Raw genomic sequence first — 15,092 nt, 5'->3', positions numbered from 1 at the left:
AATCGTATCAGACGACGCGTGTTTAGCGACATGCCCTGTCTGGCAGCGAAAATGCGGCGTGAAGATGATAGCCGCGTGAGGTTTCTCATCTCGATCCAGGCAACGTCGCACTCGCCGAGATCATGGAAGGCGCGACGCCGACGACCCCCTCCCCGTTGTGGAGAGGGATACAGGGTGGGGGTTCGAGGCACCAACCAAAGCCGAAAGGGGCTTCGGCTAACATTGCAGGGCAATCGCGAGGGACCCCCACCCTCAATCCCTCCCCACAAGGGGGAGGGGGTCACCGGCGCCGCGCCCGGCTGCAGCTAGAGAGTCGCCTCGGCGCGACCGATTAGACTTGGACCTGCAGGACGAAGGTCAGCTTCGCGCCGCAATCGCCGCAGCCGCGCCTGCCATTGTGCCGGCGCTGATGCGGTTGGCGATCTTCATGGCCGGCGCGCTCCGCAGCAGGCGGCGTGCCTGCGACGCCGCGGCCGCCCAGGCGACGTCGACGGTAATCAAAACCAGAACCATTGTGATCGTAAGCTCGGCCCAGCCGAGGACCGTGACCGAGTTGAGATCGATGATGGTGGGCAGCAGCGCCAGATAGAACATCATGATCTTCGGATTGCCGAGCGTGACCGCCATGCCGGCGAAGAAGAGCTTTGCCGCCGAATCGTTCTTCGGCAACTCGCCTTCGCGCACGGCGACCGGCGCGGTCCACATCTTCCAGGCGAGCCAGGCGAGATAGGCGACGCCGATCCATTTCACGACGACGAAGGCATAATGGAAGGTCTGGGCCACGAAAGCGAGGCCGAACACCGCGAGCGACAGCCAGATGCCCTCGCCGACCCACATGGCGGCCAGGAACGGCAGCACATCGCGCCAGCCTCTGGAGATGATCCTCGCAACGAGCGCGGCGATCGACGGGCCCGGTGAGCCGGCCGCGACGATCAGCGCGCCGGCGAAGATGAGCAGGGAGGTGAGCGACATCGTGAACTCCGCAACAATTCGTAGGGGATCATACCGAAACGGACGTGAAAGTGGATAGGGCGCCGCTTGCGCAGAACGACAGCGTGTTGACCAATAAAGAAGTTATGACTAGCTTAAGCTAGCTTAAATGAGGAATTCCATGCGTAGCGTAGGAGCTTTTGAAGCCAAGAACACCCTCGGGTCGCTGCTGGATCTCGTCGAGCAGGGCGAGGAGATCATCATCACACGCCACGGCAAGCCTGTCGCGCGGCTGGTCGGCCCTGCCGAGGCCGCCGTCGACAGAAGCGACGCCAGGAAGGCGGTGGAGGAGATCAAGGCAATGCGGAAAGGAGTGACTTTGGGTGGCATCTCGATCAAGGAGTTGATCGAGGAAGGCCGCAAGTGAGTATCATCCTCGATGCTTCCATCTCGCTTGCATGGGTTTTCGATGATGAAGCCACACCCACGATCGATGCAATCTTCGATCGCATAGCGTCGTCGGGTGCATTCGCTCCTGGTTTGTGGCGGCTGGAAGTTGCGAACGGCCTTCGAATGGCGGTTCGTCGAAGTCGGATGAGCCTCGAGTTCCGAGATGAGGCATTGGCTCGGCTTGCCCGTTTGCCGATCGAGATAGATCAGGAGACAAACCTGCATGCGTGGCAGGCGACATTATCTCTAGCAGATCGCTATGCCCTGACAGTCTACGATGCGGCCTATCTGGAACTCGCCCAGCGGCGGCGCCTGCCATTGGCTACGCTCGACCGGCGTCTCGACCAGGCGGCACGCGAGGCTGGAGTCGAAAGCGGGCTGCTCAATTAAAGTCGGTTACTGCGCGGAAACGGAAGTGCTGGCGCGGCGCTACAATCCCGAAACGCTGGGCCGATATCCCTCGGCCTAGCGCAGACATCTGCTTAGCTCTGATGCGGTCCTGAGCAGGGAAAGAGCTGGCCCGGTCCAGGCGCGCCAGACTGACCGGCGTCTGCGGACCGTTTCCAGGTGAGGCAACTTTAATGGCGAGGGCGCCGATAATCACTCATCATCTCTACGGGCAGCCGGATAATGAATATGAGGTGTTTCTACCGTTCGCCGAAACTCTGGTGAAGACGCCGCATCGCAGTGGCTACAAGCTGCATGTTACCGTATCAACGCAGCACCATGAGCAACTGGCGAGTGTCATACTTCCGACACTGCGTCTCTTGCACACCCATCACAAAGTGGTTCTGCCCGGCTGCTATGAAAGCTTCAATTCGGGCCCGCAGGCCGGAAAGTTCATTACGGTCTATGCCGGCCCGGACGGGCCGGCGAGAAGGATTGTGGAAACACTCGATCCCGTGCTGATGAGGCTGAGGCAGAACGGCATCCAGCCGGGACCCACGCCGAAGAACCGGCAGCTCAATCACGCTCAGGCGGAGGCGTATGTGGGTACCAGTAGAATGCTCACCTGGCTCTGGCTGGACAATCTGACACGCGGTTGAAAAGGGGTGAACGCCGGCCGTTCGGCCAATCAGGCCGCCCCGGCGCGCTGCTTCTCGAACCGCTTCCGCTCGTGCGGATCGAGATAGAGCTTGCGCAGCCGGATCGACTTCGGCGTCACCTCGACCAGCTCGTCATCCTGGATCCAGGCGAGCGCGCGCTCAAGCGTCATGCGCACGGGCGGGGTGAGACGCACGGCCTCGTCCTTGCCGGCGGCACGGATGTTGGTGAGCTTCTTGCCCTTCAAGACGTTCACTTCCAGGTCGTTGTCGCGCGTGTGGATGCCGATGATCATGCCGGCATAGACCTTGACGCCGGGGTCGATCACCATCGGCCCGCGGTCCTCGAGGTTCCACAAGGCATAGGCGACCGCCTCGCCAGCCTCGTTGGCGATCAGCACGCCGTTGATGCGGCCGGGAATTTCGCCCTTGAACGGCTCGTAGGCGTGGAACAGTCGGTTCATCACGGCCGTGCCGCGTGTGTCGGTAAGGAGCTCCGACTGGTAGCCGATCAGCCCGCGCGTCGGAGCGTGGAAGACGAGGCGCTGGCGATTGCCGCCGGAGGGGCGAAGCTCGACCATCTCGCCCTTACGCTCCGACATCTTCTGCACGACGATGCCAGCATGCTCCTCGTCGACGTCGATGACGACCTCTTCGACCGGCTCCAGCAGCTGGCCGCTTTCGTCCTTCTGCATGACGACGCGCGGCCGCGACACGGCGACCTCGAAGCCCTCGCGGCGCATGGTCTCGATCAGCACGGCCAGCTGCAGCTCGCCGCGCCCGGAGACGTAAAAGGAGTCCTTTTCCGGCGACTCCTCGATGCGCAGCGCGACATTGCCCTCCGCCTCGCGCAGCAGCCGGTCGCGGATGACGCGGCTCGTCACCTTGTCACCCTCGGTGCCGGCGAGCGGCGAATCGTTCACGAGGAAGGACATGGTCACGGTCGGCGGATCGATCGGCTGCGCCGGCAGCGGCTCGGTGACGGCCGGATCGCAGAAGGTATCGGCGACCGTGCCTTTGGTGAGCCCGGCGATCGCGACGATGTCGCCGGCGCCAGCGTCCTCGATCGGCTGCCGCTCCAGGCCGCGGAAGGCGAGGATCTTCGAGATCCGGCCCTGCTCGATGAGGTCGCCCTTGTGCGAAAGCACCTTCACGGCCTGGTTCGGCCGAACCGAACCAGAATCGATGCGGCCGGTGATGATGCGGCCGAGAAAGGGATTGGCCTCGAGGATCGTGCCGATCATGCGGAACGGCCCGGAGCCGACCTTGGGCGCGGGCACGTGCTGCAACACGAGATCGAAGAGCGGTGCGAGGCCCTCATCCTTCGGACCTTCGGGATTGGCGGCCAACCAGCCGTCGCGGCCGGAGCCGTAAAGGATCGGAAAGTCGAGCTGCTCGTCGGTCGCGTCGAGAGCGGCAAAAAGGTCGAACACCTCGTTGACGACCTCGATATGACGAGCATCCGGCCGGTCGATCTTGTTGATGGCGACGATCGGACGCAGGCCTACCTTAAGCGCCTTGCCGACGACGAACTTTGTCTGCGGCATCGGCCCCTCGGCCGCGTCGACGAGCACGATCGCTCCGTCGACCATGTTCAATATGCGTTCCACCTCGCCGCCGAAATCGGCGTGGCCGGGCGTGTCGACGATGTTGATACGTGTGTCCTTCCAAACGACGGAGGTCGCCTTGGCGAGGATGGTGATGCCGCGCTCCTTTTCCAGGTCGTTGGAATCGAGCGCGCGTTCGGCGACGCGCTGGTTCTCGCGCACGGCGCCGGATTGCTTGAGGAGCGCGTCGACCAGGGTGGTCTTGCCATGGTCGACATGCGCGATGATCGCGATATTGCGGAGGTTCATGCTTTCTCGAACTCGGGAAATGGCAGGCGCGGGCAAGCTTCAGCCGGCATCGCCTGATTACGTCGCGCGGGCTCATACATTGTTTTTCGCAACTGCGAAAGGGGCCGCACGGAAAGCTGATCGGGCGCGGGCTATCACGGCCGGCCAACTTGATCTAAACGCGCTGGGGGAATCAGGAATAAAAGAGGTCGGCGAACGATCCACGAAGCATGAGCGACATACCTGCCCCACCGCCCTTGCCACTGAGCTGGGCACACGAATCCCTTCTGCGCAATGCCAGGCTCGGCTCGGGCCTGGTGCTGATGGCGTTCGTGGTGCTGCATCTCGGCAACCACGCTCTGAACCTCATCTCGCTGGAAACGGCGGAGAGCGCCCGACGTCTTTTTGTCATGATCTGGCGTAGCCCGCTCGGCACCATCCTCCTCTACGGCTCGGCGCTTATACATGTCACCCTCACGCTTTATGCGCTCTATCGGCGGCGTACGCTCGCCATGCCGCTGCGCGAATGGGCGCAGCTGGTGCTCGGCCTGGCAATCCCGCTCCTCATTGCCGAGCATGTCGTCGGCACGCGCATCATGCACAGCATGTTCGGCGTGCAGGATAGCTACGAATATGTCGTCCGGTCGCTGTGGGTCGCGGCGCCCGCCGGTGGCGTCAAGCAGGCCGTGGCGCTCGTCGTCATCTGGGCCCATGGCTGTCTCGGCCTCTATTTCTGGCTGCGCTACCGCAACTGGTACGCCCGAGCGGCGCCGTGGCTGCTGATCCTTGCGGTCCTGCTTCCCGTGCTGGCCTTGCTCGGTTTCGCCCATGCCGGCCAGACGGTCGCGGCGATGCAGCCGAGCCCTATGCGCCTCGAAGCTTCCGTCGCCGCCCAACTGGCCGCGACAAAAGAAGAGATTGATCGCGCGATCTACCTTGCCTTCGCGATTGTCGTCGCCACGGTGCTCGGGGCGCGCCTTCTGCGCGACCAGATCGAGCGGCGCAACCTCGTCGAAATCCGCTATGGCGACGGGGTGACGGTGCGCGTGCCGAGAGGTTACAGCGTGCTCGATGCGAGCCGGCTCGGCGGCATTCACCATTATTCGGTGTGCGGGGGCCGCGGCCGCTGCTCAACCTGCCGCGTCCGGGTGGTCGAAGGACTTTCAGAGCAGCCGAAGCCGACTCCGGTCGAAGCGGCGACGCTTGGCCGCATTCATGCGGAGAGCGATGTGCGGCTGGCCTGCCAGTTGCGGCCGGTCGGAAGCCTCACGGTGGCGCCGCTGCTTAGGCCGCAGCCGCAACAGGAGATGCCGGCCGAAACTGCGGTCGCCGAGCCCGGGCACGAGAAAGTCGTGGCGGTGATGTTCTGCGACATGCGCCACTTCACCGAGTTCGCCGACCAGCGCCTGCCCTTCGACGTGGTCTTTCTGCTCAACCGCTATTTCGGTATTATCGGCAGCGCGGTGGAGAAGGCCGGCGGAAGGCTCGACAAATTCATCGGCGACGGCGCCATGGTGCTGTTCGGCCTCGAGACGCCGCCGGGCGAGGCCTGTCGCCAGGCGATCACCGCCGCGACCAATATCATCGAGGGCGTGAACCGGCTGAGTGACGACCTTGCGGCCGAACTCCGCACCTCGATCAAGGTGGCGATCGGCATCCATGTCGGCCAGACGATCGTCGGCACAATCGGCTACGGCGCGACGATGGGGGTGACGGCGATCGGCGATGCGGTCAATATTGGCAGCCGGCTCGAGGCGGCCGCGAAGGAGCTCGACGCCGACATCGTCATTTCGGAGGCCGCGGCGAAGCTGTCCGGTTTCGACTTCTCGCGCTTCCAGTCTCGTGAGATCGAGATACGCGGGCGTGCCCGGCCGCTGCGTGTGCTCGTCGTGCCGCGCGGGGTGCGAGTGCCGCTTGGGGCCGCGAAGCGCTGACCGTGCCGATGCGGTGATACGATCTTCACCAGAATGTCCATGCGACCTGGTAACGTGGCGTTGCCTCTCGCCAGCACGATGCGTAGGCTCACGCGCGAGGGTTGAAAGGTTAGAAACGCTATAGAGAAGCGTGTGTCATCCAGATCCAAAGACATGGCCGAGCAGTATCGCGACAGCCGCAAGCTGGCCGCGCGAGCCCGTCTCCACACGGAATATTCGGTTGCCGAAATACCCTGGTTTGCGTGGGTCGCGCGACAGTTGCCCCTCAAACCCGGGGATCACGTACTCGACATTGGCTGCGGTCCGGGTTGGTTTTGGGCTGGGGTAGCGGACATGCTGCCGGAAAAGCTCGAGCTGACACTTGCCGACTTGTCGCCCGGGATGGTCCAGGAAGCGATGGAACGGTTGCGGCCGCTCCCGCTCAGTTCAGTTGCCGGTGTTCAAGCAGATGCCGCAAGCCTCCCTTTCGGCGACGGCACCTTCGAGCTGGTTATCGCGATGCATATGCTCTACCACGTCGCCGACCCGGCCGCCGGCATCGCGGAAATGTACCGCGTGCTCAAGCCCGGAGGTGTCCTTGCGGTCACCACCAACGGCGCCGGCAATATGCGTGAGCTTTACGAATTGACGACCGTATTCGGCAGTGCTCCATCCGAGCCGGTGGCTGCGGTCTTCGGGTTTGATGCCGCCGAACGGCTGATGCGGTCGCAATTCGGCAATGTGACCAGAGCCCAGCATCCGGCGAGCCTGCGGATAACCGATCCCGAGGATGTATTTCTCGCACTCACTTCCTATCCGCCTGGCGACAATGCCGGCGATTCTGAGCTAAGGAGCTTCCGCGGAGCGATTGATGATGCTTTCCGCCAAGGGGGCGGTCTGCTCGAGGTTCAGAAGGAGATGGGGTTGCTTCTCAGCAAGAAGCCGTCCTGATCGGAAACCTGACCTCATGCTGGCACGGAAGCAAAATGATGATCATCAGTAATTTGCGAAGCGTTCGGGCGTTCGCGAAAACGGTTGCGGATCGCGCCTGGTACGAATGGTGGACGAACACCGACGTGTCGCTCGCTGAATATCGATCAGGCATCGAGCGGATGGTCGACGGTGATGATGACGCCATCCCCTCAGCACTGGTTGCGCATATCGGCAAACAGTATGCTGGATCCGTGCTTTTGATCGATAATGACCTCGAAACTCGCCCGCAGTATTCCCCTTGGATCGCTGCGCTTTGGGTGGAACCGGAGTTCAGAAGACAGGGGGTGGCGGGTGAGCTTATCGAAGCGGCACGGGGGCAAGCCGCGCGACTGGGTCACGGCACCTGCTACCTTTGTGCGACACCGACGAATTCTCCCTATTATCTCGCACGGGGGTTTCGCTTGCTGGAACCAGGTGTCGATGGCCTGGATGTCTTTGCCATATAAGTCTGTTTAGGGCTCAATCGAGTAGCGCGCGCTAGGTTGGGCTCAGCAAGAGGCGCAGGCGGCCGAGGACGAGCCCTTCACCCCGCCGAAGGCAGCGCCAGCCTCTGCGCCAGCGCCTCCATGCGCTCGGCGAGCGCACCTAGCGCGCCGGTAAGGGCGGCATCGTTCTTGTCGGCCTTGAGCAGTGCCTCGTCGCGGGTTTTGCGCAGCGTGCCGATTTCCCCTTCCATGCCCTGGATGCGCTTCTGCAGCTCGGCGAGCTCGTCCATCACCATGATCCCGGCCATGACTGTCAGCCGCTGGTCGCCGATCTCGCCGAACGATTCCTTGAGATGAGCGACATAGCGGTCGAAGCGCTGAGCGAGATCGATCAGGTGCTCCTCCTGGCCTTCGTCGCAGGCCATGCGATAGGCTTTGCCGTCGATCGTCACGGTGACCTGCGCCATCGTCGATGCTCCTACCTGTCGAGAACCGCGCGGATCGTCTCCATCGCCGTCACCAGCCGGCGCGAGACCTCCTTGTTGGCTTCTTCGAGCCGCTCGGCACGAGCCTCGGAATTGTCGAGCTCGGTCGCCAGCCTGGCGCGATCCGCATTCATGCGCTGCACCTCGGCCTCGGCTTCGGAATAATCCTGCTCGTGTTCGAGACGTAGGACGACCGCCTGCTCGAGCGCCTCCATGGCGCGGCCGAGCCGTCCGATGACTTCCCTAAGTGTCGCTTCCCCGGTCATGGTACTCGTCCAGACCCCGCCCATTACCGAATCGCGCGCGATCCTAACGCCTTACACAAAGAAAATTAGGCGCGGCTTGAACAGGGCGTCAACTGAGCGCTTTCGCTTTCCCCTGCAATTGGCCGGCAAATTGCTTAAAAACTTTCCACGGCGGACTGGAAAAATAGCGAATAGGGAATAGCGAGTAGCGAATAGGGAAAAAAAGAAGCGCCATCGGACAGGACCTCTGAAACCCCTATTCGCTATTCCCCATTATTTCTCGCTGTCGAGCGTGGCCATTCCGGCAGGCGCGTAGCGCTCTCCGGCGGCCGCCCCCTTCGGCACGGCCCTCTCGATCTCGGCAAAATCGGACGGATCGAGCTTGACCTTCAGCGCGCCAAGCGCCTCGGCGAGGCGGTCCCGGCGGCGGGCGCCGACGAGAGGGACGACGTCCTTGCCCTGCGCCGCGACCCAGGCGATCGCGATCTGCGCCACCGACACGCCCCTGGCTTCGGCCACTCTCCGCAGCGCCTCGACCAGAGCCAGGTTCCGGTCGAGGTTCTCGCCCTGGAAACGCGGACTGTGCGCGCGGAAATCGCGCTCGACCTTGCGGTCCTTGCTCCAATGGCCGCTGATCAGGCCGCGCGACAGCACGCCATAGGCGGTGAGGCCGATGCCGAGCTCGCGAACCGTCGGCAGGATTAGGTCTTCGATGCCGCGCGAGATCAAGGAATACTCGATCTGCAAATCGACAATCGGATGCACGGCCGCCGCACGGCGGATCGTGTCCGGACCTACCTCCGAAAGCCCGACATGGCGGACATAGCCGGCCTTCACCAGATCGGCGATGGCGCCGATCGTCTCCTCTATCGGGACATCGGGATCGAGCCGGGCAGGCCGGTAGATATCGATGTGATCGACGCCGAGACGCCGCAGCGAATAGGCGACGAAGCTCTTCACTGCCGCGGGGCGTGCGTCGTAGCCGACCCATTGATTGGCCGGATCACGCAAAGCCCCGAATTTCACGCTGATCACAGCCTTGTCGCGCCGGCCGCCGGCAAGCGCCTCGCCGATCAGCATCTCGTTGTGGCCCATGCCGTAGAAGTCGCCTGTATCGATGAGGTTGATGCCGGCCTCCAGCGCGGCGTGTATGGTTGCGATGCTCTCGACGCGGTCGGCCGGGCCATACATGTCGGACATTCCCATCGTGCCGAGACCAAGCGCCGAAACGGCCGGGCCGGTTTTGCCCAATTGACGCATTTCCATGGTCGGTTCCTTTCGTCCTGGAAGTGGAATTCAATTACGGGGGCTATATGCCTCCGCCGCGTTCGTGCGATAATGCGTCCAAAGCCGAACGGGCCGTGCGGAATTTCGAACAATGCCTTCACCGGACCTTGCCGATCTCGATGCGTTCACTGCGGTCGCCCGCGCAGGCGGCTTCCGGAGCGCGGCCGTGCTCAGCGGCGTCTCCGCCTCGTCGCTCAGCGAGGCGCTGCGCCGGCTGGAGGCGCGGCTCGGCGTGCGCCTCATCAACCGCACGACCCGAAGCGTCACTCTGACCGAAGCGGGCGCGCAGCTCTACGAGCGGCTGACGCCGGCGCTCGGCGAGATCGGAGCGGCGCTCGATGCGGTCAACAGCTTCCGCGACAGCCCGGTCGGCACCTTGCGCCTCAACGTGCCCACCGTGGTTGCCCGCGTCGTCTTGCCAGCGCTGCTCGGCCGCTTCCTGGCGGAGCATCCAGGCATTGTACTCGAGGTGACGGCCGAGGACAGCTTCATCGACGTGCTCGCCGCCGGCTTCGATGCAGGCGTGCGCTATGACGAGCGGCTGGAGCGCGACATGATCGCCGTTCCGATCGGCCCGCGCCAGCAGCGTTTCGTGACGGCCGGCGCGCCGGCCTATTTAGCGGCGCGCGGCCGGCCGACCCATCCGCGCGATCTGCTCGATCATGCCTGCATTCGCCATCGCTTTGCGAGCGGCGTCACACTGACCTGGGAATTCGAGCGGGCAGGGGAGGTGATCAAGGTCGTTCCGGAGGGGCCACTCATCGCCACGTCGAGCGATCTGGAGGTCGCACTTGCCGTGCAGGGTCTGGGCTTGATCCACACCTTTGAGGAATTCGCGGCGAAGGAGCTGGCCGACGGGTCGTTGCAGCCGGTGCTGGACGACTGGTCGCCGCCCTTTCCTGGCCCCTTCCTCTATTATCCGAGCCGGCGAAAGATGCCCGGACCGCTGCGCGCCTTCGTCGATTTCCTGAAGCGCGAGCATAGGGCTTGAAGGCGCCCGCCGCCGTCCCACTTTTGTTGACAGGCGGACGCCAACTGCTATGTGTCGCTGGCCTTCCGCACAGGCTTTGTCAATCCTCCAGCCCTGCGAGTGAACATGCACGAGCGCGCACAACATGACCGGATGGCCAACGCCATTCGCTTCCTTTCCATCGATGCCGTCGAGAAGGCCAATTCGGGCCATCCAGGCCTGCCGATGGGCGCGGCCGAAATCGCGACTGTGCTGTTCACGAAATTCCTGAAATACGACGCGGCCGACCCGCACTGGCCCGACCGCGACCGCTTCATCCTGTCGGCCGGTCACGGCTCGATGCTGCTCTATTCGCTGCTCTACCTGACCGGCTATCCCGACATAACCCTGGATCAGATCGAGCATTTCCGCCAGGTCGGCTCGCGCACGGCCGGCCATCCCGAATACGGCCATGCGGCGGGCATCGAGACGACCACCGGCCCGCTCGGCCAGGGGCTTGCCAACAGCGTCGGCTTCGCGCTCGCCGAGCGCATCATGAACGCTACCTTCGGCGACGAGCTCGTCGACCATTACACCTATGTGCTGGCCGGTGACGGCTGCCTGATGGAAGGCGTCAGCCAGGAGGCCATCTCGCTGGCCGGTCACCTGAAGCTCAACAAGCTGATCGTCTTCTGGGACAATAACGGCATCTCGATCGACGGCTCGGTCTCGCTCGCCGATTCGACCAACCAGCCGGCACGCTTCGCCGCTTCCGGGTGGAACACGATCGAGATCGACGGGCTTGATCCCGACCAGATCACGGACGCGCTGGAAAGGGCGAAGAGGTCCGACCGGCCGACGCTGATCGCCGCCAGGACGACGATCGGCTGGGGCGCGCCGACAAAGGCCGGCACGGCCAAGGCGCACGGCTCGCCGCTCGGTGCGGAAGAGATCGCCGGGGCACGCAAGTTCTTTGGCTGGGACTACCCGCCATTCGAGGTTCCGAACGACATCGTTGACGCCTGGCGCAAGGCCGGCGCCGCGTCGGCCGGCAAGCGCGCCGAGTGGCAGAAGCGCCTCGAAGCTGCCGACCCCAAGCTTCGCGCCGAGTTCGAGCGCCGCATCCGCGGAGACCTGCCGGAGCGCTTCGATGCGACGATCGCCGCGTACAAGAAGAAGCTCGTCGCCGACAAGCCAAAGGTCGCGACACGCAAGTCATCCGAGATGGCGCTGGAAGTGATCAACGGCCTCGTGCCCGAGACGATCGGCGGCTCGGCCGACCTCACCGGCTCCAACAACACCAAGACCAGCCAGACCAAGGAAATCTCGCCCGGCAATTACGGCAACCGCTACATCCATTTCGGCATCCGCGAGCACGGCATGGCCGCGGCCATCAATGGCATGGCGCTGCATGGCGGCATCATCCCTTACGGCGGCACCTTCCTTTGCTTCTCCGACTATGCCCGGCCTTCCATGCGGCTTGCCTCGCTGATGGGCATACGCTCGATCTTCGTCATGACGCATGATTCGATCGGCCTCGGCGAGGATGGGCCCACCCACCAGCCGGTCGAGCATCTGGCCGCGCTGCGCGCCATCCCGAACCACATCGTCTTCCGCCCGGCTGACGCGGTGGAGACCGCCGAATGCTGGCAGCTCGCGCTGGAATCGACGAAGAGCCCGTCGACGCTGGCGCTCACCCGCCAGAACGTGGCGGCGCTGCGCACGGAATATGTCGAGGAGAACCTCTGCCGCTATGGCGCCTATGAGCTCGCGGCGGCGAATGGCGAAGCGGCTGTAACGATCTTCGCCACCGGCTCGGAAGTGGAGATCGCCGTCGCGGCCAAGAAGCTTCTCGACGAACGCGGCCATCCGACCCGGGTCGTTTCCGTGCCCGCCTTCGAGCTCTTCGAGGCGCAGAGCGACGACTACAAGGCGAAGATCATCGGCAAGGCCAAGGTGAAGGTTGCAATCGAAGCAGCCATCCGCCAGGGTTGGGACCGCTTCATCGGCCCGGACGGCATCTTCATCGGCATGAAAGGCTTCGGCGCCAGCGGCAAGGCCGAGGACCTCTACCCGCATTTCGGGATCACCGCCGAGGCCGCGGCCAAGGCGGCCGAGGAGCGCCTCGGCGCATAAGCAGTTCCGCAAACTGTCCCATGTTTGCGACAGGAACTTGCGGCACAAAGGGATCCTGCAGGCATTCGGGGATAATCCCAGGAATGCCTGCACAGGGTGACGAAACGAAGCGATACGGTTGCCGCCGAGGTGCATTTAATCGGTTTAAATGTGAGCGCTCGGTGCTGGATTCTTTGGATACCCGACGCTATGAAGCGGCGGGCATCTATTCCCAGGACAGCCAACGCCCCGCCGCGTAGGAGGAAATCATGACCGTCAGAGTTGCCATCAACGGATTTGGCCGCATCGGCCGCAACATCGTGCGCGCGATCTATGAATCGGGCCGCAAGGATATCGAGATTGTTGCCGTCAACGATCTCGGGCCGGTCGAGACCAACGCGCACCTGCTGCGTTACGATTCCATCCACGGCAGGTTCCCGCACGAGGTGGCTGTCGAGGGTGACTCGATCAAGATCGGAACCGAGAAGTTCAAGGTCACCGCAATCAAGGACCCGTCGCAGCTCCCGTGGAAGGAGCTCGGTGTCGATATCGCGCTCGAATGCACCGGCATCTTCACCGCGCGTGACAAGGCCGCGGCCCACCTTGCTGCAGGCGCCAAGCGTGTCATCGTCTCGGCACCTTCGGACGGTGCCGACTTCACGGTTGTCTACGGCATCAACCACGACAAGCTAAGCAAGGACCACCTGGTCATCTCGAACGCTTCCTGCACGACCAACTGCCTGGCGCCGCTGGCGGCGGTCGTGCACAAGGCCGTCGGCCTCGAGAAGGGAATGATGACCACCATCCATTCCTACACCGGCGACCAGCCGACGCTGGATACGCTGCATAAGGACCTCTACCGGGCCCGCGCCGCAGCACTCTCGCAGATCCCGACTTCCACTGGCGCTGCCAAGGCGATCGGCCTGGTGCTGCCGGAACTGAAGGGGAAGCTCGACGGAATTTCCATCCGCGTGCCGACGCCGAACGTCTCTCTCGTCGACCTGAAGTTCAAGGCCTCTCGGAAGACAACGGCGCAGGAGCTGAACGAGGCAATCGTCGCGGCTTCCAAGGGCTGGCTGAAGGGCATTCTCAACGTCACCTACGACCCGAACGTCTCGGTCGACTTCAACCACGATCCGCATTCCTCGACCGTGGCGCTCGACCAAACCAAGGTGATGGACGGCGACTTCGTCTCGGTCCTTTCCTGGTACGACAACGAATGGGGCTTCTCGAACCGCATGGCCGACACCGCCGTCGCCTTTGCGAAGACAATCGACGCGAAGGTGGCCGCGGAGGCCACGGCCTGAGGGCTAAGCTTCGCTAGCCCGAGTGCTTGCAATCGGCCGTCCTGAGGGTCTCGGGACGTCCGATTTGCGCTGGGTTTGGAGCCGCCAATAGTAGATTTTAACGATTGGCGCTGCCCCTCATAGCCCTGCCGGGCACTTCTCCCCGTAAACGGGGAGAAGGACGCCGGCCGTTTATGAAGGCGCCTGTTCTGCAACGTTGGCGATTGGCGAAATCAAAGCGGCAATCGTGCCTCTCCCCGTTTACGGGGAGAGGATGCCGGCAGGCAGGTGAGGGGCAGCGCCAACGGTCAAACCTCAAAGTCGTTGGCACCCGGTCCCAACGGCTTTGCGGCTGAAGCCTGCCTCAAGCCAAAGGCAGCATGCTCTACAGCCGCAGCTGTCGGTCCATCAGCGGCTCGCGTTCCCGCTCCATGCGGCGGTAGAAGTCCGCCAGCAGCTTGCCGCGCTCGGGCTTGAAAGTGCGGCCCGCAGGCGCGACCGAAGCGAGGCGGTCGATACGAAAGGCGCGGAAGTCGTCGCGCAACTCGCACCAGGCGGCAAGGGTCCACACCTTGCCCCAGAACCATAGGCCAAGCGGACGTACGTCGCGTGCCGTCGAACGCCCGGCTTCGTCCCGGTAGTCGAGGGTCAGCACATCGCGCCGCTCGACGGCGCGCTCGAGCAGGTCGATATTGGCGCGGTCGGCGTCGGTCACAACCCACATCGGCGTATGGATCTCGGTCTTGGCGATGCGGTCCTTCTCGTTTTCGGGCAGCACCGCGCCGATCTTGACCAGCGCCTCGTCGGCCGCACGCGCCATCGCGGCACCGCCGAACGCACGGACCATGCGGGCCCCGGCGACCAGCGCCACGATCTCGTCCCGGGTGAACATCAGTGGCGGGAGATCAAAGCCCTCCCGCATCAGGTAACCCACTCCTGCTTCCCCATCGATCGGCACGCCGGTCGACTGCAGGTCCGCGATGTCGCGGTAGATTGTGCGCTCTGAGACTTCGAGCCATTCGCCGAGCTTCTGCGCGGTAACAAGGCGGCCGCCGCGCAGATGCTGGACGATCTGAAAGAGCCGGTCGGCGCGACGCATGGTTCAATCCTCAGACCTGGCTCGAGGCTCTGTCGGG

At 63.6% G+C, this 15,092-nt stretch carries 15 protein-coding genes; 9 read left to right on the top strand and 6 right to left on the bottom strand.

From position 1 onward, the window contains the following. Positions 1–357 precede the first annotated feature (357 nt). A complete protein-coding gene (locus SAZ10_RS08500; RefSeq protein WP_318608771.1) occupies positions 358–972 on the bottom strand; it encodes a LysE family translocator in 615 nt (204 codons plus the stop codon). A 139-nt stretch (positions 973–1,111) separates the two neighbouring features. On the opposite strand from SAZ10_RS08500, the gene SAZ10_RS08495 reads away from it, so the two are divergent. From SAZ10_RS08495 to SAZ10_RS08485, 3 genes are all read left to right on the top strand, one after another. Further along, complete coding sequence (locus SAZ10_RS08495) at positions 1,112–1,357, top strand: type II toxin-antitoxin system prevent-host-death family antitoxin (RefSeq protein ID WP_318608770.1); 246 nt, start codon at positions 1,112–1,114, stop codon at positions 1,355–1,357. Beyond that, a complete protein-coding gene (locus SAZ10_RS08490) occupies positions 1,354–1,770 on the top strand; it encodes a type II toxin-antitoxin system VapC family toxin (RefSeq protein WP_318608769.1) in 417 nt (138 codons plus the stop codon). Before SAZ10_RS08495 ends, SAZ10_RS08490 begins: the two co-directional genes overlap by 4 nt. Positions 1,771–1,961: 191 nt before the next feature. After that, the gene (locus tag SAZ10_RS08485) at positions 1,962–2,426 is read left to right on the top strand and encodes a hypothetical protein (protein WP_318608768.1); all 465 of its coding nucleotides are present in this window, start codon (positions 1,962–1,964) and stop codon (positions 2,424–2,426) included. Between the two features lie 29 nt (positions 2,427–2,455). Here the strand turns inward: SAZ10_RS08485 and typA are convergent, their stop codons facing one another. Further along, entirely contained in the window at positions 2,456–4,279 is a 1,824-nt protein-coding gene (gene typA / locus SAZ10_RS08480) for a translational GTPase TypA (RefSeq protein ID WP_318608767.1), read from the bottom strand. A 209-nt stretch (positions 4,280–4,488) separates the two neighbouring features. On the opposite strand from typA, the gene SAZ10_RS08475 reads away from it, so the two are divergent. From SAZ10_RS08475 to SAZ10_RS08465, 3 genes are all read left to right on the top strand, one after another. Further along, a complete protein-coding gene (locus tag SAZ10_RS08475; RefSeq protein WP_318608766.1) occupies positions 4,489–6,192 on the top strand; it encodes an adenylate/guanylate cyclase domain-containing protein in 1,704 nt (567 codons plus the stop codon). A 132-nt stretch (positions 6,193–6,324) separates the two neighbouring features. Continuing rightward, positions 6,325–7,122, top strand: a complete 798-nt coding sequence (locus SAZ10_RS08470; RefSeq protein ID WP_318608765.1) for a class I SAM-dependent methyltransferase — start codon at positions 6,325–6,327, stop codon at positions 7,120–7,122. 35 nt (positions 7,123–7,157) lie between these two features. After that, the gene (locus SAZ10_RS08465) at positions 7,158–7,610 is read left to right on the top strand and encodes a GNAT family N-acetyltransferase (RefSeq protein ID WP_318608764.1); all 453 of its coding nucleotides are present in this window, start codon (positions 7,158–7,160) and stop codon (positions 7,608–7,610) included. Positions 7,611–7,687: 77 nt separating this feature from the next. Here the strand turns inward: SAZ10_RS08465 and SAZ10_RS08460 are convergent, their stop codons facing one another. From SAZ10_RS08460 to SAZ10_RS08450, 3 genes are all read right to left on the bottom strand, one after another. Then, the gene (locus SAZ10_RS08460) at positions 7,688–8,056 is read right to left on the bottom strand and encodes a cell division protein ZapA (RefSeq protein WP_318608763.1); all 369 of its coding nucleotides are present in this window, start codon (positions 8,054–8,056) and stop codon (positions 7,688–7,690) included. Between the two features lie 11 nt (positions 8,057–8,067). Next, positions 8,068–8,340, bottom strand: a complete 273-nt coding sequence (locus SAZ10_RS08455) for a DUF4164 domain-containing protein (protein WP_318608762.1) — start codon at positions 8,338–8,340, stop codon at positions 8,068–8,070. 252 nt (positions 8,341–8,592) lie between these two features. Beyond that, a complete protein-coding gene (locus SAZ10_RS08450; protein WP_318608761.1) occupies positions 8,593–9,585 on the bottom strand; it encodes an aldo/keto reductase in 993 nt (330 codons plus the stop codon). A gap of 112 nt (positions 9,586–9,697) precedes the next feature. On the opposite strand from SAZ10_RS08450, the gene SAZ10_RS08445 reads away from it, so the two are divergent. The 3 genes from SAZ10_RS08445 (at position 9,698) to gap (ending at position 13,977) form a co-directional block, all read left to right on the top strand. After that, positions 9,698–10,597 carry a LysR family transcriptional regulator gene (locus tag SAZ10_RS08445; protein WP_318608760.1) on the top strand — a complete coding sequence of 300 codons (900 nt, stop codon included), beginning with the start codon at positions 9,698–9,700 and terminating at the stop codon, positions 10,595–10,597. A gap of 105 nt (positions 10,598–10,702) precedes the next feature. Beyond that, complete coding sequence (tkt, locus tag SAZ10_RS08440; RefSeq protein WP_318608759.1) at positions 10,703–12,691, top strand: transketolase; 1,989 nt, start codon at positions 10,703–10,705, stop codon at positions 12,689–12,691. A gap of 248 nt (positions 12,692–12,939) precedes the next feature. Continuing rightward, a complete protein-coding gene (gene gap, locus SAZ10_RS08435) occupies positions 12,940–13,977 on the top strand; it encodes a type I glyceraldehyde-3-phosphate dehydrogenase (RefSeq protein WP_318608758.1) in 1,038 nt (345 codons plus the stop codon). A 364-nt stretch (positions 13,978–14,341) separates the two neighbouring features. Here gap and SAZ10_RS08430 read toward each other — a convergent pair whose 3' ends face one another. After that, positions 14,342–15,055 carry a YafY family protein gene (locus tag SAZ10_RS08430; protein WP_318608757.1) on the bottom strand — a complete coding sequence of 238 codons (714 nt, stop codon included), beginning with the start codon at positions 15,053–15,055 and terminating at the stop codon, positions 14,342–14,344. Between the last annotated feature and the right edge of the window lie 37 nt (positions 15,056–15,092).

Source organism: Mesorhizobium sp. BAC0120, assembly GCF_033542235.1.
Lineage (GTDB): Bacteria > Pseudomonadota > Alphaproteobacteria > Rhizobiales > Rhizobiaceae > JAWRCU01.
This window is presented reverse-complemented; position numbering and strand designations above follow the sequence as displayed.